General features: G+C 69.1%; 20 protein-coding genes. 14 read left to right on the top strand and 6 right to left on the bottom strand.

All coding sequences use genetic code 11. From position 1 onward, the window contains the following. Positions 1 to 14 precede the first annotated feature (14 nt). The 6 genes from lsr2 to N415_RS19390 all read left to right on the top strand — a co-directional run bounded on the left by lsr2 (position 15) and on the right by N415_RS19390 (position 5,355). Positions 15 to 353 (top strand): histone-like nucleoid-structuring protein Lsr2, encoded by a 339-nt coding sequence (gene lsr2 / locus N415_RS19415; RefSeq protein ID WP_036363110.1) that lies wholly within the window; start codon positions 15 to 17, stop codon positions 351 to 353. Between the two features lie 298 nt (positions 354 to 651). Then, positions 652 to 3,186, top strand: a complete 2,535-nt coding sequence (gene clpC1, locus N415_RS19410; protein WP_068100041.1) for an ATP-dependent protease ATP-binding subunit ClpC — start codon at positions 652 to 654, stop codon at positions 3,184 to 3,186. A gap of 75 nt (positions 3,187 to 3,261) precedes the next feature. Then, positions 3,262 to 3,642 (top strand): YbjQ family protein, encoded by a 381-nt coding sequence (locus N415_RS19405; RefSeq protein WP_068131246.1) that lies wholly within the window; start codon positions 3,262 to 3,264, stop codon positions 3,640 to 3,642. Between the two features lie 137 nt (positions 3,643 to 3,779). After that, the gene (locus tag N415_RS19400; protein WP_068185530.1) at positions 3,780 to 3,995 is read left to right on the top strand and encodes a CbtB-domain containing protein; all 216 of its coding nucleotides are present in this window, start codon (positions 3,780 to 3,782) and stop codon (positions 3,993 to 3,995) included. Positions 3,996 to 4,015: 20 nt separating this feature from the next. After that, positions 4,016 to 4,807 carry a CbtA family protein gene (locus N415_RS19395; protein WP_068185528.1) on the top strand — a complete coding sequence of 264 codons (792 nt, stop codon included), beginning with the start codon at positions 4,016 to 4,018 and terminating at the stop codon, positions 4,805 to 4,807. Next, positions 4,804 to 5,355 (top strand): histidine phosphatase family protein, encoded by a 552-nt coding sequence (locus N415_RS19390; protein ID WP_068185526.1) that lies wholly within the window; start codon positions 4,804 to 4,806, stop codon positions 5,353 to 5,355. Before N415_RS19395 ends, N415_RS19390 begins: the two co-directional genes overlap by 4 nt. A gap of 4 nt (positions 5,356 to 5,359) precedes the next feature. Here the strand turns inward: N415_RS19390 and N415_RS19385 are convergent, their stop codons facing one another. The 4 genes from N415_RS19385 to mhuD all read right to left on the bottom strand — a co-directional run bounded on the left by N415_RS19385 (position 5,360) and on the right by mhuD (position 8,395). Then, the gene (locus tag N415_RS19385) at positions 5,360 to 5,953 is read right to left on the bottom strand and encodes a dihydrofolate reductase family protein (RefSeq protein WP_068185518.1); all 594 of its coding nucleotides are present in this window, start codon (positions 5,951 to 5,953) and stop codon (positions 5,360 to 5,362) included. 64 nt (positions 5,954 to 6,017) lie between these two features. Continuing rightward, positions 6,018 to 6,731: a hypothetical protein gene (locus N415_RS19380; RefSeq protein ID WP_068185515.1), complete on the bottom strand. Its 714-nt coding sequence runs from the start codon at positions 6,729 to 6,731 to the stop codon at positions 6,018 to 6,020. A gap of 4 nt (positions 6,732 to 6,735) precedes the next feature. Further along, positions 6,736 to 8,100, bottom strand: a complete 1,365-nt coding sequence (locus N415_RS19375) for a serine hydrolase (RefSeq protein WP_068185511.1) — start codon at positions 8,098 to 8,100, stop codon at positions 6,736 to 6,738. Then, positions 8,075 to 8,395, bottom strand: a complete 321-nt coding sequence (mhuD, locus tag N415_RS19370; protein ID WP_067153222.1) for a mycobilin-forming heme oxygenase MhuD — start codon at positions 8,393 to 8,395, stop codon at positions 8,075 to 8,077. The genes N415_RS19375 and mhuD overlap by 26 nt, the downstream gene beginning before the upstream one ends. A gap of 63 nt (positions 8,396 to 8,458) precedes the next feature. Here mhuD and N415_RS19365 point away from each other — a divergent pair, with 63 nt between their 5' ends. Next, complete coding sequence (locus N415_RS19365; RefSeq protein WP_068185508.1) at positions 8,459 to 9,226, top strand: alpha/beta hydrolase; 768 nt, start codon at positions 8,459 to 8,461, stop codon at positions 9,224 to 9,226. Here N415_RS19365 and N415_RS19360 read toward each other — a convergent pair. Both N415_RS19360 and N415_RS19355 read right to left on the bottom strand, forming a co-directional pair. After that, positions 9,210 to 10,907: a GMC family oxidoreductase gene (locus N415_RS19360; RefSeq protein ID WP_068185505.1), complete on the bottom strand. Its 1,698-nt coding sequence runs from the start codon at positions 10,905 to 10,907 to the stop codon at positions 9,210 to 9,212. The genes N415_RS19365 and N415_RS19360 overlap by 17 nt on opposite strands. Beyond that, a complete protein-coding gene (locus N415_RS19355) occupies positions 10,900 to 11,688 on the bottom strand; it encodes a gluconate 2-dehydrogenase subunit 3 family protein (RefSeq protein ID WP_068185502.1) in 789 nt (262 codons plus the stop codon). The genes N415_RS19360 and N415_RS19355 overlap by 8 nt, the downstream gene beginning before the upstream one ends. A 226-nt stretch (positions 11,689 to 11,914) precedes the next feature. Between N415_RS19355 and N415_RS19350 the strand changes: the two genes are divergently transcribed. Genes N415_RS19350 through N415_RS19320 form a run of 7 tightly spaced genes read left to right on the top strand, consistent with a single transcriptional unit; the run spans position 11,915 to position 19,265 of the window. Then, a complete protein-coding gene (locus tag N415_RS19350; protein WP_068105752.1) occupies positions 11,915 to 12,250 on the top strand; it encodes a lsr2/espR transcriptional regulator in 336 nt (111 codons plus the stop codon). A 3-nt stretch (positions 12,251 to 12,253) separates the two neighbouring features. After that, positions 12,254 to 12,733: an NADH-quinone oxidoreductase subunit B family protein gene (locus N415_RS19345; protein WP_068185499.1), complete on the top strand. Its 480-nt coding sequence runs from the start codon at positions 12,254 to 12,256 to the stop codon at positions 12,731 to 12,733. Between the two features lie 41 nt (positions 12,734 to 12,774). Then, positions 12,775 to 14,706 carry a proton-conducting transporter membrane subunit gene (locus N415_RS19340; protein ID WP_239645618.1) on the top strand — a complete coding sequence of 644 codons (1,932 nt, stop codon included), beginning with the start codon at positions 12,775 to 12,777 and terminating at the stop codon, positions 14,704 to 14,706. Beyond that, positions 14,703 to 15,662: an NADH-quinone oxidoreductase subunit H gene (locus N415_RS19335; protein ID WP_068185495.1), complete on the top strand. Its 960-nt coding sequence runs from the start codon at positions 14,703 to 14,705 to the stop codon at positions 15,660 to 15,662. The genes N415_RS19340 and N415_RS19335 overlap by 4 nt, the downstream gene beginning before the upstream one ends. Continuing rightward, positions 15,659 to 16,321, top strand: a complete 663-nt coding sequence (locus N415_RS19330; RefSeq protein WP_068185490.1) for a hypothetical protein — start codon at positions 15,659 to 15,661, stop codon at positions 16,319 to 16,321. The genes N415_RS19335 and N415_RS19330 overlap by 4 nt, the downstream gene beginning before the upstream one ends. Beyond that, positions 16,321 to 17,790 (top strand): proton-conducting transporter membrane subunit, encoded by a 1,470-nt coding sequence (locus tag N415_RS19325; protein WP_068185487.1) that lies wholly within the window; start codon positions 16,321 to 16,323, stop codon positions 17,788 to 17,790. The genes N415_RS19330 and N415_RS19325 overlap by 1 nt, the downstream gene beginning before the upstream one ends. Beyond that, the gene (locus N415_RS19320; protein WP_068185485.1) at positions 17,787 to 19,265 is read left to right on the top strand and encodes an NADH-quinone oxidoreductase subunit C; all 1,479 of its coding nucleotides are present in this window, start codon (positions 17,787 to 17,789) and stop codon (positions 19,263 to 19,265) included. The genes N415_RS19325 and N415_RS19320 overlap by 4 nt, the downstream gene beginning before the upstream one ends. The last annotated feature ends 9 nt before the right edge of the window (positions 19,266 to 19,274 follow it).

Genomic DNA, 19,274 nt, shown 5'->3' with positions numbered 1-19,274 from the left:
GCGAGGGTAAGCTAATGGCGAAAAAAGTGACCGTCACCTTGGTCGATGATTTCGACGGTGCGGGCGCGGCCGACGAAACGGTTGAATTCGGGCTTGACGGGGTGACCTACGAGATTGACCTTTCGTCCAAGAATGCTGCGAAACTGCGCAACGATTTGAAGCAATGGGTCGCAGCGGGCCGCCGCGTCGGCGGTCGCCGGCGCGGGCGTTCGGGCTCGGGTCGTGGCCGCGGCGCCATCGACCGCGAGCAAAGCGCCGCGATCCGCGAATGGGCCCGCCGCAACGGGCACAACGTGTCGACGCGCGGCCGCATCCCGGCGGACGTCATCGACGCGTTCCACGCGGCGACCTAAGCGAAGCGCTTACCGGCGCCCGGGTCCGCAAGGCCCGGGCGCCGGTTGTTTTCAATTTCGCTGGCGGCGCAACGCTCGCCGGCCCGCTCGGGAAACGCTTTGGTGTTTTTCCTCGTTTACCTGGTACGGCTGTGCGCCCACGGGGGTATGCGGCCGGGACGGCCAGCAACCGCAACGTTAGGAACCCCGGCGGGCCGACCATTACAGTGGAGAGCAGGTACGCGGTTCCGGCCCCCAGGGGCCGGCAATTGGCCATCAAGAGGTCTGTACCGATGTGAGGGAGAGCAGGTAAGCACCGATGTTCGAAAGATTTACCGACCGTGCCCGCAGGGTCGTCGTCCTGGCGCAAGAAGAGGCCCGGATGCTCAACCACAACTACATCGGCACCGAGCACATCCTGTTGGGTTTGATTCACGAGGGCGAGGGCGTCGCGGCGAAGTCGCTGGAGTCCCTGGGCATCTCGCTCGAGGGCGTTCGCAGCCAGGTCGAGGAGATCATCGGCCAGGGCCAGCAGGCGCCGTCGGGGCACATCCCGTTCACACCACGCGCCAAGAAGGTTCTCGAGCTGAGCCTGCGCGAGGCGCTGCAGCTGGGCCACAACTACATCGGCACCGAGCACATTCTGCTCGGCCTGATCCGCGAGGGTGAGGGCGTGGCCGCCCAGGTGCTGGTCAAGCTGGGCGCGGAGCTGACGCGGGTGCGCCAGCAGGTGATCCAGCTGTTGAGCGGCTACCAGGGCAAGGAAGCCGCGGAAGCCGGAACCGGCGGCCGCGGCGGCGAGTCCGGCAGCCCGTCCACGTCGCTGGTGCTCGACCAGTTCGGCCGCAACCTGACGGCCGCCGCGATGGAAGGCAAGCTGGACCCGGTCATCGGCCGCGAGAAGGAAATCGAGCGGGTGATGCAGGTGCTGAGCCGGCGCACCAAGAACAACCCGGTGCTGATCGGCGAGCCCGGCGTCGGCAAGACCGCCGTCGTCGAGGGCCTGGCGCAGGCCATCGTGCACGGCCAGGTTCCGGAGACGCTGAAGGACAAGCAGCTCTACACGCTCGACCTGGGTTCGCTGGTGGCGGGCAGCCGCTACCGCGGTGACTTCGAGGAACGCCTCAAGAAGGTGCTCAAGGAGATCAACACCCGCGGCGACATCATCCTGTTCATCGACGAGCTGCACACGCTGGTGGGCGCCGGTGCCGCGGAGGGCGCGATCGACGCGGCGAGCATCCTCAAGCCCAAGCTGGCCCGCGGCGAGCTGCAGACGATCGGCGCCACCACGCTCGACGAGTACCGCAAGTACATCGAGAAGGACGCCGCCCTGGAGCGCCGCTTCCAGCCCGTGCAGGTGGGGGAGCCGACGGTGGAGCACACCATCGAGATCCTCAAGGGCCTGCGCGACCGCTACGAGGCGCACCACCGGGTGTCGATCAGCGACAGCGCGATCGTGGCCGCCGCCACGCTGGCCGACCGCTACATCAACGACCGGTTCCTGCCGGACAAGGCGATCGACCTGATCGACGAGGCGGGCGCGCGGATGCGGATCCGCCGAATGACCGCGCCGCCAGACCTGCGCGAGTTCGACGAGAAGATCGCCGAGGCGCGCCGCGAGAAGGAATCGGCGATCGACGCCCAGGACTTCGAGAAGGCGGCCAGCCTGCGCGATCGCGAGAAGCAACTGGTGGCCCAGCGTGCCGAGCGCGAAAAGCAGTGGCGCTCGGGCGATCTCGACGTGGTCGCCGAGGTCGATGACGAGCAGATCGCCGAGGTGCTCGGCAACTGGACCGGCATCCCGGTGTTCAAGCTCACCGAGGCCGAGACCACGCGCCTGCTGCGCATGGAGGACGAGCTGCACAAGCGGATCATCGGCCAGGAGGACGCCGTCAAGGCCGTCTCCAAGGCGATTCGCCGGACCCGCGCCGGGCTGAAGGACCCCAAGCGCCCGTCGGGCTCGTTCATCTTCGCCGGCCCGTCCGGTGTCGGTAAGACCGAGCTGTCCAAGGCGCTGGCCAACTTCCTGTTCGGCGACGACGACGCGCTCATCCAGATCGACATGGGCGAGTTCCACGACCGGTTCACCGCGTCGCGGTTGTTCGGCGCCCCGCCGGGATACGTCGGCTACGAGGAGGGCGGCCAGCTCACCGAGAAGGTGCGGCGCAAGCCGTTCTCGGTCGTGCTGTTCGACGAGATCGAGAAGGCCCACCAGGAGATCTACAACAGCCTGTTGCAGGTCCTCGAGGACGGCCGGCTCACCGACGGTCAGGGCCGCACGGTGGACTTCAAGAACACGGTGCTGATCTTCACGTCCAACCTGGGCACGTCCGACATCTCGAAGCCGGTCGGCCTGGGCTTCACGCAGGGTGGCGGTGAGAACAACTACGAGCGGATGAAGCAGAAGGTCAACGACGAGCTGAAGAAGCACTTCCGCCCGGAGTTCCTCAACCGCATCGACGACATCATCGTCTTCCACCAGCTGACCAAGGACGAGATCATCCGGATGGTCGACCTCATGATCGGCCGGGTCGCGGGCCAGCTCAAGAGCAAGGACATGGCCCTCGAGCTCACCGACAAGGCCAAGTCGCTGCTGGCCAAGCGCGGCTTCGACCCGGTGCTGGGCGCGCGTCCGTTGCGGCGCACCATCCAGCGCGAGATCGAGGACCAGCTCTCGGAGAAGATTCTCTTCGAGGAGGTCGGACCCGGACAGATCGTCACCGTCGACGTGGACAACTGGGACGGCGAAGGCGCCGGCGAGGAGGCGGTGTTCACGTTCACCGGGACCCGCAAGCCGCCGGCCGAGCCGGATCTGGCCAAGGCCGGAGCGCACGCGGCTCCCGAAACGCAGTAGTCAGTACCGAAAACGGGCGGCTAGTCTCTGACGGGACTACCGCCCGTTTTTGTTTGCTCAAGAGAAGGACTCGCCGTGCTGATCGTGACAACCAATGACCTTCCGGGCTGGGAGATCCAGCGCGTGTGCGGCGAAGTGTTCGGGCTGACCGTTCGCTCGCGAAATGCGTTCTCCCAGATGGGTGCCGGCTTCAAGGCGATGTTCGGCGGCGAGCTGCAGGGGATGACCAAGAATCTCTCCGACAGCCGGAACGAGGCGATGGGACGGCTGATCGCCGAAGCGCGCAACCGGGGCGGCAACGCAATCGTCGCGATGCGCTTCGACACCACCGAGATCGGCGACGTGTGGACCGAGATCTGCGCCTACGGCACGGCGGTCCAGGCGGTCCCGGTCACCGAGGGTGCCAAGTACACCGCCGGCCAGCTCGGCTACGGCGCCGCGGCTCCCCAGCATTGACGCGCGGTCTACACTGACAGCTGTCCTGACGGGACACGGAATCTGGTGAAATTCCAGAACGGTCGCGCCACTGTCGAAAGTCAGACCCGTAGCCCGTCATCCGCAGCGGGGACGCGCAATCCCCGGAAGGAGAACCCGTGGCAAATCTCGAGAAAGCCGGTGCACGTACTCGGGCGGTCGATCTGTCGGCGGCAAGTGCCGCGCTCTGGTTGGCGGCGACCGCCTTCCTGGCGCTCTTGGCGCTGTACTTCGTCGGGGTCGATCAGGGCGCGGTGTCGCTGTTCGGCAGCGACTCCCATGTGCACGAGTTGGTCCACGACGCGCGCCATTTGCTCGGCTTCCCCTGCCATTAGACCGGGATAGACGCGGCAGCGTGGAGAAGCGGCTGATCGCACGCGGTCTCCTCGCGGGGGCCGTCGGCGCGGTGCTGGCCTTCCTCTTCGCCCGCGTGTGCGCCGAGCCGGTCATCGCCCGCGCGATTGCTTTTGAGGACGGGCGAAGCGACGCCCTGGACGCTCATGGCGTGCACGAGCACGGCGCCGAGTTGTTCACCCGAGGCGTGCAGGCCAACGCCGGATTGGGTTTCGGCGTATTGATTTTCGGCCTCGCGATGGGGGCGCTGTTCGCCGTGGCGTTTTGCGTCGTCGCCGTGCGCGCGAGAGCCATTGGGCCGCGGCCGCTTTCGGCTCTGCTGGCGGCGGGCGCGTTCGTAGCGGTATACCTCGTGCCGTTCCTGAAGTACCCCCCGAACCCGCCTGCGGTCGGTCAGGCGGACACGATCGGGGCCCGCACCGGCTGGTATCTGGTGATGGTGGCGGCCTCGGTGGCGCTGACGATCGCCGCGGTGTGGCTGGCCCGGCGGCTCGCCGCTGGGCTCGGCGCGTGGAATGCGGGCCTGGTCGCGGCGCTGGCCTATGTGCTGGCGATCGCGGTGCTGGCGGTGCTGCTTCCTGTCGTCGACGAGACGCCGGCGCCGTTGCGCGACGCCTCGGGCGCGATCGTCTATCCCGGCTTTCCGGCCGATGTGCTCTACGAATTCAGACTCCTTTCGCTGGGGGCGCAATTGGTGTTGTGGGCGGCCATCGGTGTGGTCTTCGCGACGCTGGCGGGCCGGCTGCTGGGTGAGCGCGCCGACAGCGGACGGGAACCGAGCGCCGCGACATGACCGACGTCGTCCGCCTGACCCTGGTGTCGCACGCGATGACCGACGCCATGGCCGACGGGCGCTTCCCCGCGGACGAGCCCCTCAACGGCCTCGGCCTCAGGCAGGCCAAAAAGGCTGGGCGCCTTGAGGTGGATGGGACCACACGCCAGCTCACGGGACCCGAGCGGCGCGCCTGCCAAACCGCCCAGCTGCTGGGCCTGCACGCCACGGTCGAGCCGCGGCTGGCCGACCTCGATTGCGGCGGGTGGTGCGGGCAGACCCTGCGCGCCGTCGGCCCCGCCGATCTCGAGACGTGGCTGACCGATCCGACGGGCGCGCCGCACGGCGGCGAGTCGATCGTCGCCCTGATGGATCGGGTGGCCGGTTGGCTGGAGTCCCTGACCGGCGACGCGTCGCCCGCGGTGGCGGTGACGCACCCCGCGGTGATCCGCGCCGCCATCCTGCGTGGCCTGGATGCACCGCCGAAGTCGTTCTGGCGCATCGATATTGCGCCGGCCAGTCGCACCGTGCTGCATTTCCGAAGCGGCCGCTGGACGCTGCGTTTGTGAGTTCCTAGCCGCTATCCAGGTCATGCGGATTGCGCGAGTCGCTATGTCCTGACTCAATCGGATCTTGGCGGATAGACAGCGGTTGGTAGGCCAGCCTGACGACACCCGACGGGTACGTCACCGTCGAGAGCAGTTGCATCCGAACCGGCGGGCTGCCCTCCTGGAACGCTCGGGTTCCCTCGCCCCACACCCACGGGAACATCCAGAACCGCACCTCGTCGACCAAACCCAAACGCGCTAGGTCGTAGGCCAATTCGCCGCAGCCGTAGACGATCAGGTCGCCCGAGTGGCGGGCCTTCGCGGCGCGCACATCGGCGGCCAGGTCGGCGCCGAGCAGTTGCGAGTTCCACGTCAGCGGCTCGCTCAATGTCCGTGAGGCGACGTACTTCGGCATCGGATTGATCAGATCGGCGTATCCACCGCTCGCGTCGGGCCAATATTTGGCGAGGCCTTCGTAGGTCTTGCGGCCCAGTACGAGCGCGTCGGCGGCACGCAATTGTGCGATGCCGTCCGGGTCGCCGTCGGGTTCGAACCAGCCCTCCAACGGATCGATGACCAGATCAACCGTCGTACAGGCCGAAACAATCAGCCGTCCCATGATTCCTCCGCCTTCCGAGTTGCAAGTACAGACTCGGCCGGGCGGCGGAACTCATCGACCTCGGTCAAACCCCTGCGGGTCTGATCTCCACGTCCGGTGGTTCGCGCAGCCACGCCGTGGAGACCGTCGACCACTCCCCGACGCCGACATAAGAGCCGAACCTGCTCGTCGAGATCTTGGGATGTGCCAGCAGCAGTCCCGCCGCTGACAGGTGTACGGCATCCCAGGACTCCGCGATCGCCGGCCAGTCCGGGTACTCGCAGCCGCCCGCCATCACGCTGTTCGCGTCGATCAAGTCGGCCCAATCACGGGCCGAATCGATCCGCGCCACGCGAACCCGGGCGAGGTCGAAATGCACTTCCCAGCGCGGCATTTCGGGCTTGACATTCTCGCCGCAGAGCGTCCACGTGTCCTCGGCCTCCGTGATCGGCGTCGAGGTCCAGAACGCGCCGGCTGGCAACGCGCTCAACGGGTCCCGATTGCCGATGCGGGGTGCGCGCAATTCGCCGATCGGGTCGCCCTGATGGATCTGCGGCGAGCCGAAGGTGTTCAGCCCCGTGAGGGCCGCGAGGCCGGCGACGTCGTAGCTGCGCAGCTCCGCATCGTTCACGTCGAGGTCCGCGACCTCCAGGTAGCGATCGGAGTAGAGATAACCGCTGATGGCCCAGGTCGCGGCCCGGATCAGCCTTACGGGTACGGCGAGCCCACCGCGGGAGCGCATGTCCTCGATGAACAGCCGCCCCGGAAAGGTGTCCAGCAGCGACTCGCGAGCGCTCACCCGGCTACTTGGGCGCGATCAGCGCGAAGGCCTGCCTGGCGACCTGCAGCATCCAACCGGTCACCCGGGGGCCGTGATCGCGGGGCCAGTTGAGCTGAAAGCTGACCACCCACGGCTGCTGGTTCTTGTCGACGGCGTACCAGCTGAACGTCAGATCCCCCGGCAGCCCACCGGCTTTCGCGCCGATATACGGCCAGATGTTGCGGTCCAACTGGATGCCGGCCACCGCGGAAAGGATCTGCCTGACCGGTGCGGCCGGGCCGACCGCGTCGGCTTGCAGCGCCACGTGCACCCGGCAGATGTCCTCGGCGCTGCCGTACCACTCCGCGCCGTAGGCCGACGCCGGGGTGTGGGCATGGGCCGGATCCGGTTGGTAGGGAGTCGAATCCGCCTGCGCCAGCAGCTGGGCGCGCACCTGCTTGGAGCCCTGCTTCCACTGGTCCCGCAGATCCGGTTTGCCCCAGCCGACGGAGAACAGCTCATACATCGTGGGGAACGGCGTCATGCTGCCCGGGTCGTGATGCCCCGCGGTGGCCAGCGCCTCCTCGATGGCGTGCGTTCCCAGTCTTCCGATCAGCAGGTCGGTGGCCATGTTGTCGCTGGTGGCGATCATCTTCTCGGCGGCCGTGCGCACCGAAACCTGTGCCCCCACAGGCAGTTCCAACCCAGACGAGCCGACCGCTCGGCCCTTCTCGGTGACGGTGAGCTGATCGTCCCACGACACTGTGCCGTTTCGGACGGCGCTCGCGACCGCGTGCAGCACGTACAACTTGAAAATCGATGCCAGCGGTAGTGATTCGGCGGTGTTGGTGCCGGCGACGGGGTCACAGTGACCGTTGTCGACCTTGGCGGCCTGGTAGGAGTAGCGGGCGCCCGTCTTGCTCAGCACGGCGTCGACGTCGCGCCAGGAGTTGATCTTCGGCGGCTGGGTGTCGACGTCGAACCGGTCGACCCGGCCCTCGTCGTCGGTGTGTATCCGAATGTCTTGCCGTGCGCCGTACGACGTGACCAGGTGCAGGGTGGCGACACTGGCGCCGAGGTCGACGGCGCCAAGGGTGAAGGGGCGATCCCACCACAGCCCCTCCATGGTGGTCTCTACCGACTCGACCTTCTCGGGCGCGGCCAGGGTGCCCACCCCGACCGGGCCGATGGGCCAGTCCGAGTTCAGCATGTCCAACGTCTGCTGCGCGCGGATGCCGGGAGGCGTCCGGGTGTCGATCTGCCGGCCCGGGTTCGCCGCGTTCGCCTGCGGGGAGGGGGAGGGGGCGCAACCCGGCGCCAGGGTGACCACCAGCGCCGCCGCGGCGCCCAACGCCGCCGCGCGGCGCCGAGCCGATCGGTCGCTAATTACCCTGCTTGCTGCCGGCAACGTCCATCACGACCTCGAATTCCAGCAAAGATGCCCCGGTCGCCACCGGGTTGGCCCGCTCGCCGGCATGAGCCTCGATGGCGGGCCCCTTCGCCCAGGCCTGGAAGGCGTCTTCGGACTCCCAATGCGTTACCACGAAGTAGCGGTTCTCGCCCTTGATCGGGCGCAGCAACTGGAAGCCGAGGAAACCGGGCTGGTTGTCCACCGCGTGCGCGCGGTGGGCGAACCGCTTCTCCAGCTCGGGGCCGGCATCTGCGGGCACCTCGATTGCATTGATCTTCACCACTTGCGGCATTCCGCTAGGCTACCGCGCCGCCCGCCTTAACCGACTCCCGGGCGGGCCACGCAAGATGGTGATATGCCCAGCGACCTGTTGACCTGCCGCGGCGGCCGGGGTGAGCCGTTGGTGCTGGTGCACGGCCTGATGGGCCGCGGCACCACCTGGTCGCGCCAGCTGCCGTGGCTGGCGCGGTTGGGCACCGTCTACACCTACGACGCCCCCTGGCACCGGGGCCGTGACGTCGACGACCCACACCCGATCAGCACCGAACGCTTCGTCGCCGATCTGGCCGACGCGGTCGGCTCCCTGGGAACGGCGGCCAGGATGGTCGGGCATTCGATGGGGGCCCTGCACTCGTGGTGCCTCGCCGCGGAGCGCCCGGATCTGGTCTCGGCGCTGGTGATCGAGGACATGGCGCCGGACTTCCGCGGCCGCACCACCGGGCCGTGGGAGCCCTGGCTGCACGCCCTTCCGGTCGAATTCGACTCTGCCGAGCAAGTATTCGACGAGTTCGGGCCCGTCGCCGGGCAATATTTCCTGGACGCCTTCGACCGCACCGAACGCGGGTGGCGCCTGCACGGGCACACCCCGCGCTGGATCGAGATCGCGGCCGAATGGGGGACCCGGGACTACTGGGCACAGTGGGCAGCCGTGCGGGCCCCGGCGCTGCTGATCGAGGCCGGCAACTCCGTAACCCCGCCGGGCCAGATGCGCGCGATGGCCGAAACACCTTCCCCGACAACATATCTGCACGTACCGCAGGCCGGCCACCTGATCCACGACGAGGCTCCGCAGGTATATCGCGAGGCCGTGGAGTCGTTTCTGGCGGTCACCGCCGGCCGGTGATCCCGCGCGCGGTGCGCAGCGCCACCGCCATGAGCGTGTTGGTCGGGTTCTGGCAACCGGACGTGACGAACACGCTGCCGTCGGCGACAAAAACGTTGTCCATCTGGTGCATTCGCCCGTTGGGGTCGACGACGCTGGTCGCCGGGGACACGCCCATCTGCATCCCGCCCATGACGTGCTTGGTGTTCGGCGGCGTGCCGCCGCCCAACTTTCGCTCCAGGCCGTCCGGGACGGCGGCGAACAGCTGCGCGCCGGCCGCCGCCATCATCGCGGTGATGGGCACCAGGTAGAACGTCTGTGCCACCGCCTCGTGCCTGCCCGGCGCCCAGGTCACGCGAGCCACCGGTTGGCCGTTGAGGTCCGTGACCGTCGGGTCGAGGGTGACGTTGTTGGTCAGGTACGGCAGATCGGTGCCGATGAAGTTCACGCCGGCGAGCCGGTCGCGCAGCAGCGAGGCGCGCATCAGGTCCTTGAACGGGCTGCCGAACAGCTGCACCCCGGGCAGGAATCCGAGGATCTCCTGGTAGAACTTGCCCTCGGTGATCGGGTCCTGGCTGCCGCCGAGTTCGCACAGGCCGCCGCGGATGTAGGGCAGCCCGGCCAGCTTCGCCGCGAGTCGGGCCCCGGGGAAGTTGGGGTCGCAGAAATCCTCCATGCACTGCGTGATCGAGCGGCCGCGGTAGGCGTGCACTCGCTGGTCGAGGTAGATGCCGAACCCGTCGACGAAGTTGTGGAACATCAGCCGCGCGCCGATCCGCCCGCTGGCGTCGGGCAGGCCGGACAGCAGCGCCAGGCGCGCGGTCTCGATCGCCGACGCGGCGAGCACCACCAGGTCCGCGCTTTCCCCGCCGGGGCTGCCCCGCGGGTCGAGATAGGAGACGCCGGTGGCCCGCCGGCCGGCGAAATTCACCTTGGTGACGGTCGTTTCGGGACGTAACTGCGCCCGCCCGGTCCGCAGCGCCAGCCGCAGCGGGGCGAGCGCGCCCACCCGGGCCGAGATCGGGCAACCGTAGTTGCTGCAGAAACCGCAGTTGTTGCACGCCGGGCGGCCGTCGTACTCGACCGAATTGATCGCGGTCGGGAACGGATACGGATGAAGCCCGATTCGCTTGGCCCCCTTGGCGATCAGCGTCGACGAGCGCTGCTGCGGTCCGGGCGGCATCGGATATTGCCGCGAGCGCGGCGCGTGCTTCAACGAGAGCGCGGGAATCGTCCCGACGTCGCCCTGCGTCCCGAGCAGCACCTCGACGATGTCGTAATACGGTGCGATCTCGCTGTATTCGAACGGCCAGTCCTGCACGTCCGCGCCCGGTTGCGGGCCGAGCATCGACAGCCCCTTGAAGTCGATGTCCCAGAACCGCGGCACCTTGGCGTCCCAGTGCACGGTTCCGCCGCCGACGGTCACCGGAAGCTCGTTGACCGGGCCGACGTAGCCGGCGGCCTGGGAGGCGTTGTGCCGATAGGTGCGCGGGTAGGCGAGCGGGTCCGGCTGCTCGAAGTAGCGGTACAGCGACTTGAGTTCGTCGTTGGCGAATGTCGTCCCGAGCGGACCGGTGCCATCCAGGTTGGTGAAGTAATTCGATCCCTTCTCGAATATCACCACATCCCAACCGTTTTCGGCGAGTTCCATCGCCACCGTCGACCCGCCGGCGCCGGAGCCGACGATGACCGCCTTAGGCACTCACGCCGCCCCTTCCGCCCAGTTTGCCGATGACCTGTTCCCAGCCACCGCGGCGCAGGCGGTTGATGATGTCGCTGAGGACGACCACGTCCCACTGAACCGCCTCCACCTCGGCGGGGGTGTATCCGCGCGGCTGCGAGTCCCCGGGGTACTTGATGTCCTTCCAGCCCACCAGGTTCGCGTTGCCGCCGTACTCGGGGACGCTGTACATCGCCTCGATGGTGTGACCGAACAGCACGCCGGCGAACGTCGCCGCCGGACCGTGAGCCAGGATGAGGTCTTGCTTCACCCCCGGGATCGCGGTGAAGTCGCCGCCGGCCTGCTGGTCGAGTAACGCGATGCCGCTGCTGTATTGGTCGCGCAGCTGCGTCAGGCGCTGCTGCCACGCGTAGGCCTGGGCGCGGTTGAGCGGCACGAAGGTGGCCATGTAGTCCTGCGAGCCGCCGGCGCGATTGCTCCACGGCCCGCCGGCGTGCACGTCGGCGGGCGTGACGTCGAAGACCGACAGCATCCGGTCCAGGTAGTTGACAACGTTCGCCTCGTGCGCCCCGGGACCGAACTCGACCGGGCAGTCCTGCGGCCCGGGGATCAGGCGGCGGGTGGCGGCGTCGAGCACCGCGGCCTGGTGCTGGGTCAGGAAGCGGTAGCCCGGGTCGGCCGACGCGACGGGCACGGCGCCCCCCATGGCGGCGGCCAGGGGCAGCAGGCTCAGGCCGCCGAGCACCGCGCGCCGGGACACCGGCGGCAAGCGGGATCCCTGGCCGGCCTCCTCGCTGGGCACATCGGCAGGGTATGACGCGGATATGAGTCTGACGTGGAACGCGGACCGAGCGGCGTGTCGCGTTGCGCGGGAAGGGGCTTGTGGGATAACGCCCGGCACTTCCGGCTCGCCGTCCCACTCCCGGACGGGGCCCGAAGCCGGACCCCGCGGTGCGGATCGCGGCACAATTTGATAAATTCTTCAATCATTCGAATATAGGAAACGTGGAGTCTTCAGGAGAGCTGCCGTGTCGGTGCCGCTGTACAAGGTCAAGGCCGAGTTCTTCAAGACATTGGGACACCCGGCGCGGATCAGGGTTCTCGAGCTCCTCGTCACCGGGGATAAGTCTGTCGCCGAACTGCTGCCCGAGGTGGGCCTGGAGTCGTCGAACCTGTCGCAGCAGCTGGGCGTTTTGCGCCGCGCGGGCGTGGTCGACGCGCACCGGGACGGCAACACAATGATCTATTCGATCGCCTCGCCGGACATCGCCGAGCTGCTGTTGGTTGCGCGCAAGGTTCTCACCGGGGTGCTCAGCGACCGCGTGGCGGTGTTGGAGGACCTGCGCGCCGGCGGTGCGGGGTAGCGCATGGGCTGGATCCGCAAAGCGTTCCGGGTCGGCCGGATCGCCGAACCCGCTACACCCGCTCCGCGACCGGTGGTGAAACCGCTTGCCGGGGTGCGTGGTTCGCTTCAGATCCGCCACGTCGACGCGGGTTCCTGCAACGGATGCGAGGTGGAGATCGCCGGGGCGTTCGGACCGGTCTACGACGCCGAGCGGTTTGGTGCGCGGTTGGTGGCCTCCCCGCGCCACGCCGACGCGCTGCTGGTGACCGGCGTCGTGACGCGCAACATGGCGGGCCCGTTGGCCGCGACGCTCGAAGCCACCCCGCTGCCGCGCCGGGTGATCGCATGCGGGGACTGCGCGCTGAACCGCGGGGTTTTTGCGAACGCGTACGGCGTGGTCGGCGCGGTGGGTGAGCTGGTGCCCGTCGACGTCGAGATTCCGGGCTGCCCGCCGACCCCGGGTCAGATCGTCGAGGCGCTCAGATCGGTGACCGGCAAGTGACCGCGGAACTGGCGACGCGTCCGGTGGCCGCGCCAAACCTCTTGGCCCGCAGGGACTTCCGTCCCGCACTCGCGGGTGCGCTGACGTCACTGCTCGGGGCCGGCGGGGTATGGGCGGGCACGATCGGGATGTTCGGTTCGGCGCGCGACGTGCGCATCGGATGGTTGCTGCCGCTGTCGGGGGTGCAGCTGGGCCTCGACCCGCTCGGCGGGTTCTTCATCGCGCTCGTTGGGGCGGTCGCCGTCGTCGTCGGGCCGTACACGATCGGTTATGCGCGCCGCGAGCATCTCGGCGGGACGGCGCTGGCGGTGTTGCCGCTGTTCGTCGCGGTGATGCTGCTGGTACCGGCGGCGGCGTCGGTCACCAGCTTCCTGTTGGCATGGGAACTGATGGCGCTCGCGTCGCTGGTGTTGGTGCTGGCCGAACACACTCGCCCACAGGTTCGTTCGGCCGCATTGGCGTACGCGGTGATGACCCAGTTGGGGTTCGTCGCGATCCTGGTCGGGCTCATGGTGCTGTCCGCGGCCGGCGGCGCCGACCGGTTCGCCGACCTGCACCGCATACCGCAGGGCGCGCGCACCGCGGTATTCGTCTTGACGGTGGCGGGATTCGGGTCCAAGGCCGGGCTGGTGCCGCTGCACGCCTGGTTGCCGCGCGCCCATCCCGAGGCGCCCAGCCCGGTGTCGGCTCTGATGAGCGCGGCGATGGTCAACCTCGGTGTCTACGGCATCTGCCGTATCGACATGCAGCTGCTCGGCCCGGGTCCGCGCTGGTGGGGTCTCACCCTGATGCTGGTCGGCGGGGTATCGGCGCTCTACGGCGTGGTGCAGGCCTCGGTGGCCACGGATCTCAAACGGCTGCTTGCCTATTCGACCACCGAGAACCTCGGGTTGATCGCGCTGGCGCTGGGTGCGGCCACCCTGTTCGCTGCCGCCGGTGCGAACGGGCCGGCGACGATCGCCGCGGTCGCGGCCATGCTGCACCTGATCGCGCACGCGGCGTTCAAGAGCCTCGGGTTCCTGGCCGCGGGGTCGGTGCTGGCGGCGACCGGGCTGCGCGACCTCGACCGGCTGGGCGGTCTGGCCCGCCGGATGCCGGCGACCACCACGCTGTTCGGGGTGGCGGCGCTCGGGGCGTGCGGGCTGCCGCTGGGTGCCGGCTTCGTCAGCGAGTGGCTGCTGGTCCAGTCGCTGATTCACACGGCCCCGCAACACGTGACGGTGTTGGCGCTGACCACGCCGCTGGCGGTGGGCGCCGTCGCGCTCACTACGGGCCTGGGCGTGGCGGCGATGGTCAAGGCGTTCGGGATCGGATTCCTGGCCCGGCCGCGCTCGGCGCGGGCCGCCGAGGCCAGCGAAGCGCCGGGCAGCATGCTGGCGGGGATGGCCGTCGCAGGGGTCGCCTGTGTGGTGCTCGCTGTGGCGCCCTCGGTCGTCGCGCCCGCACTGCGCCGGACGGTCGCCGCGCTGCCGGCGGCGCGGGCGGAGCAATTCACCGACCTCGGCGCCGTGGTGCGACTCCCGGGCCTGCAGGGATCGATCGCTCCCGGCGTGATCGCCGCCGGTGTCGTCGTGGCCGCGCTAACCGTCGCCGTCCTGGCTCGGTGGCGCCGGACGCAGCGCCCCCAACCCGCCACGTTGCCGCTATGGGCCTGTGGCGCGGAGGATCTCACGGCACGCATGCAGTACACCGCCACGTCGTTCGCCGAGCCGCTGCAGCGCGTCTTCGATGACGTCTTGCGCCCGGACACCAACATCGAAGTCGTGCCCAACGCCGGGTCGCGGTACCTGGCCGACAAGATCACCTATCGCAGCAGCATCGGCGATGCGATCGAGGAGCGTTTCTACATGCCGGTGCTCCAAGCGATTTCGTCGGCGGCGGTGTTGGTACGGCGCGCCCACACCGGCAGTGTGCACCTGTATCTGGCGTACGGTGCCCTGGGCGTCCTGACCGTGTTGGTGGTCGCCCGATGAACGTCTGGTCCTACGTCGCGGGCGCCGCGCAGATCGGCGGCGTGATGGCCGGGGCACCGCTGGTGGTCGGCCTCACCCGCCAGGTACGGGCGCGCTGGGAGGGCCGCGTCGGGGGCGGCCTCCTGCAGCCCTGGCGGGACATCGTCAAACAGCTTGGCAAGCAACAGGTCACGCCGCGCGGCACGACGGTGGTGTTCGCGGCCGCGCCGGCGGTCGTCGCCGGGTCCGCGTTGCTGATCGCCGCGATCGCGCCGCTAGTCGCCACCGGCTCGCCGCTGGACGCTAGCGCCGACTTGTTCGCCGTCGTCGGCCTGCTGTTCGTGGGCACAGTCGCGCTGACCCTGGCCGGCATTGACACCAGCACCTCGTTCGGTGGCATGGGCGCCAGCCGCGAGATCACCATCGCCGCGCTGGTCGAGCCCACCATCCTGCTGGCGGTCTTCGCCCTGTCGATGCCAGCGGGGTCGGCCAATCTCGGTGCCCTGGTGGAACATACGATCGACCATCCCGGGCAGGTGGTGTCGCTGGCCGCGGTGCTGGCGTTCGCCGCGCTGGTGATCGTCATCGTCGCCGAGACCGGCCGGCTGCCGGTGGACAATCCGGCGACCCACCTCGAGCTGACGATGGTCCACGAGGCGATGATCCTCGAATACGCCGGGCCGCGGCTGGCGCTGGTCGAGTGGGCCGCCGGCATGCGACTCACCGTGCTCTTGGCGCTGCTGGCGAACCTGTTCGCGCCGTGGGGCATCGCCGGCACCCAGCCCACCGCGCTGGGCGTGCTCGCCGGCCTGGCGGCGGTGGTGGCCAAGGTCGCTGTGCTCGCAGGGCTGCTGGCCACCGTCGAGGTCTTCGTCGCGAAGCTGCGGCTGTTCCGGGTCCCGGAGTTGCTTTCCGGGTCTTTCCTGCTGGCGTTGCTCGCGGTGGTCGCCGCCAACTTCTTCGCGGTGCCGGCATGACGCCCGATAACTTCGCGGTTCTCGTCGACCTCGCCGCCGGCGGACTGCTCCTGGGCGCGGTGCTGATCGTGTGGCGCCGCGACCTGATCGCCATCGTCCGCCTGCTGGCGATGCAGGGCGCAGCGCTGGCGGCCATCCCCGTGCTGCGCGGAATGTACGACGGCGACGGCGCGCTGATCGGTGTCGGCGCCGCGGTTTTCGTGTTGCGCGCCGTGGTGTTGCCGCGGCTGCTGTCCCGCGCCGTCGGGTCCGGACCGCAGTCGCATCGCGAAGCCACCCCGCTCGTGAACACCGCCACGTCACTGCTGATAACTGCCGCGCTGACGCTGGCCGCCTTCGCGGCCACCCGGCCGCTGGTGAATTTGCAACCGGCGGCCACGACGACTGCCGTCCCGGCCGCCACCGCGGTCGTCCTCATCGCGCTGCTCGTGATGGTGACACGGCGCCATGCGGTCTCGCAGGCGGCGGGATTCCTGATGCTGGACAACGGAATCGCCGCCACCGCGTTCCTGCTCACGGCCGGGGTGCCCATGATCGTCGAGCTCGGCGCGTCGCTGGACGTGCTGTTCGCGGTCATCGTGATCGGCGTGCTGACCGGTCGGCTGTCTCGTGCGTTCGGGGGTGCCGACCTGGACCGGCTGCAGGAGCTGCACGACTGATGACCGCTCTGCTGCTCACCGCGATCCTCGCGCCGGTCGGCGCGTCGGTCGCCACACTGATCGCCGGCTGGCGCCGGGCGACGGCGACGCTGATCGCCTTGTCGGCGATGACGGTGCTCGGATGCGGTGCGGCGCTGGGGTTGCGGGTCGGATCGGGGACGCAGTTCGCGCTGGGCGGATTGCTGCGCGTCGACGCGCTCACCGTCACCATGCTGATCGTCATCGGAATCGTTGCCGCACTGGCTACCTGGGCAAGCATCGGCTACCTCGACACCGAGCTCGCGCACGGCCACACCGACGCGCGCGGCGCCCGAATCTACGGCGCGCTGACGTCGGCCTTCCTGGCGGCGATGGTGGTGGCGGTGTGCGCCAACAACATCGGGGTCATCTGGATCGCCGTCGAAGCCACCACCGTCATCACCGCCTTCCTGGTCGGGCACCGCCGCACCCGTGGCGCGCTGGAGGCGACGTGGAAGTACGTGGTGATCTGCTCGGTAGGAATCGCGGTCGCCTTCCTCGGCACGGTGCTGTTGTATTACGCGGCCGAGCACGCCGGCGCGCCGGCCGCGGCCGCGCTGAACCTCGACGTGCTGGCGGCGCATGCGGGCACGCTGAATCCCGACATCGCCCGGCTCGCGGGCGGACTGCTGCTCATCGGCTACGGCGCGAAGGTCGGGCTGTTTCCGTTCCACACCTGGTTGGCCGACGCGCACAGCCAGGCCCCGGCACCGGTTTCCGCGCTGATGAGCGGGGTGCTGCTGTCGGTGGCCTTCTCGGTGCTGATCCGACTCAAGCCGATCATCGACGCGGCCACCGGGCCCACCTTCATGCGGTCCTGGCTACTGGTGATCGGGCTGGCCACCCTGGTGGTGGCGGCCCTGATGCTGACGGTGACCCCCGACCTCAAGCGCATGCTCGCCTACTCCTCGATGGAGAACATGGGCCTGATCGCGATCGCCGCGGCCGCGGGAACCACGCTGGCCGTCGCCGCGCTGCTGCTGCATGTGCTGGCCCACGGAATCGGCAAGACGGTCCTCTTCCTGGCGAGCGGCCAGCTGCAGGCCGCGCACCGCTCCACCGCGATCGCCGACATGAGCGCCGTGTTGCGGCGCTCCCGTCTGGTCGGTGTAGCGCTCGCGGCCGGTGTGGTCGTGCTGCTCGGGCTGCCGCCGTTCGCGATGTTCGCCAGCGAGTTGGCCATTGTGCGCTCGCTCGCCGATGCCAGGCTCACGTGGGCCATTGGGGCGGGCCTGCTGTTGGTTGCGATCGCCTTCGCCGCGCTGGCGCGCAACTTCGGCCGAGTCCTGTTGGGGGACAGCCGCGCTGACGCGCCGGCGATCACGGTGCCGCGGACGGTCGCGGCGGCGTTGGTCGTCGGGGTCGCCGCGTCGGCGGCGCTCGGTGTCACCGCGGGCCCGCTCACCGGCTTGTTCACCACCGCCGCCAGCGAGGTCGGGGCCCCGCGATGAGCCGTGACTGGGTGCGTCACCGGGTATCCCAACCCAATCTGGCGGAGACGACGGAAATGCTGCTGGACAGGGGCTTTCGTTTGGCCCTGATGGCCGCCCACGACGACGGCGGCGCCTTTCGCGTCGTCTATCTCTTCCTGGCCGGCTGGCCCGATCGCCGCGTCGAATTGGAATGCGTTGTCCCGAAGGATAATCCGGAGATCAGATCGCTGGCGTATCTGTCGTTTGTGGCCGGCCGGTTCGAGCGCGAGATAGCGGACCTGTACGGAATCCGGCCGCTCGGGCATCCCAAGCCGCGACGGCTGGTGCGCCACGCCCACTGGCCGGAGGAGTGGTATCCGATGCGCAGCGCCGCGCCCACCGCCCCCAAATTCGATGGCAGCGGCCATTTTCCGTTCGTCACTGTCGAGGGGCCGGGGGTGTACGAGATCCCGGTGGGTCCCGTGCACGCGGGGTTGATCGAGCCCGGTCACTTCCGCTTCTCTGTCGCCGGCGAAACCGTGCTGCGGCTCAAGGCCCGACTGTGGTTCGTCCACCGGGGCCTGGAAAAGCTCTTCGAGGGCCGCCCAAGCGGCGGCGCGGTCGACTTGGCCGAACGCGCCAGCGGTGACACCTCCGCCGCGCACGCGCTCGCCCACTGCCTCGCCGTCGAGGATGCGCTCGGGATTGAACTTCCCGACGAGGCGCACCGACTGCGGGCGCTGCTCGTCGAACTCGAACGGCTGTACAACCACTCCGCGGACCTGGGCGCGCTGGCCAACGACGTCGGCTTCGGCATCGCCCACGCGCACGCGCAACGCGTGCGCGAGGAGCTGTTGCGACTCAACGCGTCCGTCACCGGACATCGGCTGCTGCGCGGCGCGATCCGCCCGGGCGCGGTCGCGCTGCGGGCGCTGCCGGATGCCAACGCGTTGCGGCGGATTGCCGCGGACGTCGCCGAGATCGCTGAGCTGACGCTGCACAACGCCGTGGTGTACGACCGCTTCGCCGGGACGGCCGTCCTGGGCAAGGAAGACGCCGAGGCACTCGGGTGTCTGGGCTATGTGGCGCGCGCCAGCGGTATGCGCACCGACGCGCGAATCGAACATCCCACAACCGCGCTGCCCGTCAGCGAGGTCGGGGTCACCGCGGGTGACGTGCTGGCCCGCTACACGGTGCGGCGTGACGAGTTCGCGGCGAGCGCCGAGCTGGCGTGTCATCTGATCGAGTCGCACAGTGGCCCAATCGAATACGTCGAGGCCGCGCCCGCCTCACACGGGCCCCGAAGTGGCATCGGCATCGTCGAAGGCTGGCGCGGCACCATCGTGCACCGCGTCGAAACCGCTGCCGCCGACCGGATCACGCGCGCGAAGATCGTCGACCCGTCCTGGTTCAACTGGCCCGCGCTGCCCGTCGCGATGGCCGACACCATCGTCCCCGACTTCCCGCTGGTCAACAAAAGCTTCAATCAGTCGTACGCGGGCAATGATCTCTGAGGACCTCTG

It is taken from the genome of Mycobacterium sp. UM_CSW (assembly GCF_000455205.1).
GTDB lineage: Bacteria > Actinomycetota > Actinomycetes > Mycobacteriales > Mycobacteriaceae > Mycobacterium.
Note: the sequence above shows the minus strand (reverse complement) of the source record. Positions and strands in the feature narration are given on the sequence as shown.

Coding starts and splice junctions, on each gene's coding strand:
- lsr2 (WP_036363110.1), top strand. CDS start 15: ATGGCGAAAAAAGTGACCGTCACCTTGGTCGATGATTTCGACGGTGCG.
- clpC1 (WP_068100041.1), top strand. CDS start 652: ATGTTCGAAAGATTTACCGACCGTGCCCGCAGGGTCGTCGTCCTGGCG.
- N415_RS19390 (WP_068185526.1), top strand. CDS start 4,804: ATGACCGACGTCGTCCGCCTGACCCTGGTGTCGCACGCGATGACCGAC.
- N415_RS19385 (WP_068185518.1), bottom strand. CDS start 5,953: ATGGGACGGCTGATTGTTTCGGCCTGTACGACGGTTGATCTGGTCATC.
- mhuD (WP_067153222.1), bottom strand. CDS start 8,395: ATGCCGCAAGTGGTGAAGATCAATGCAATCGAGGTGCCCGCAGATGCC.
- N415_RS19365 (WP_068185508.1), top strand. CDS start 8,459: ATGCCCAGCGACCTGTTGACCTGCCGCGGCGGCCGGGGTGAGCCGTTG.
- N415_RS19345 (WP_068185499.1), top strand. CDS start 12,254: ATGGGCTGGATCCGCAAAGCGTTCCGGGTCGGCCGGATCGCCGAACCC.
- N415_RS19335 (WP_068185495.1), top strand. CDS start 14,703: ATGAACGTCTGGTCCTACGTCGCGGGCGCCGCGCAGATCGGCGGCGTG.
- N415_RS19330 (WP_068185490.1), top strand. CDS start 15,659: ATGACGCCCGATAACTTCGCGGTTCTCGTCGACCTCGCCGCCGGCGGA.
- N415_RS19325 (WP_068185487.1), top strand. CDS start 16,321: ATGACCGCTCTGCTGCTCACCGCGATCCTCGCGCCGGTCGGCGCGTCG.
- N415_RS19320 (WP_068185485.1), top strand. CDS start 17,787: ATGAGCCGTGACTGGGTGCGTCACCGGGTATCCCAACCCAATCTGGCG.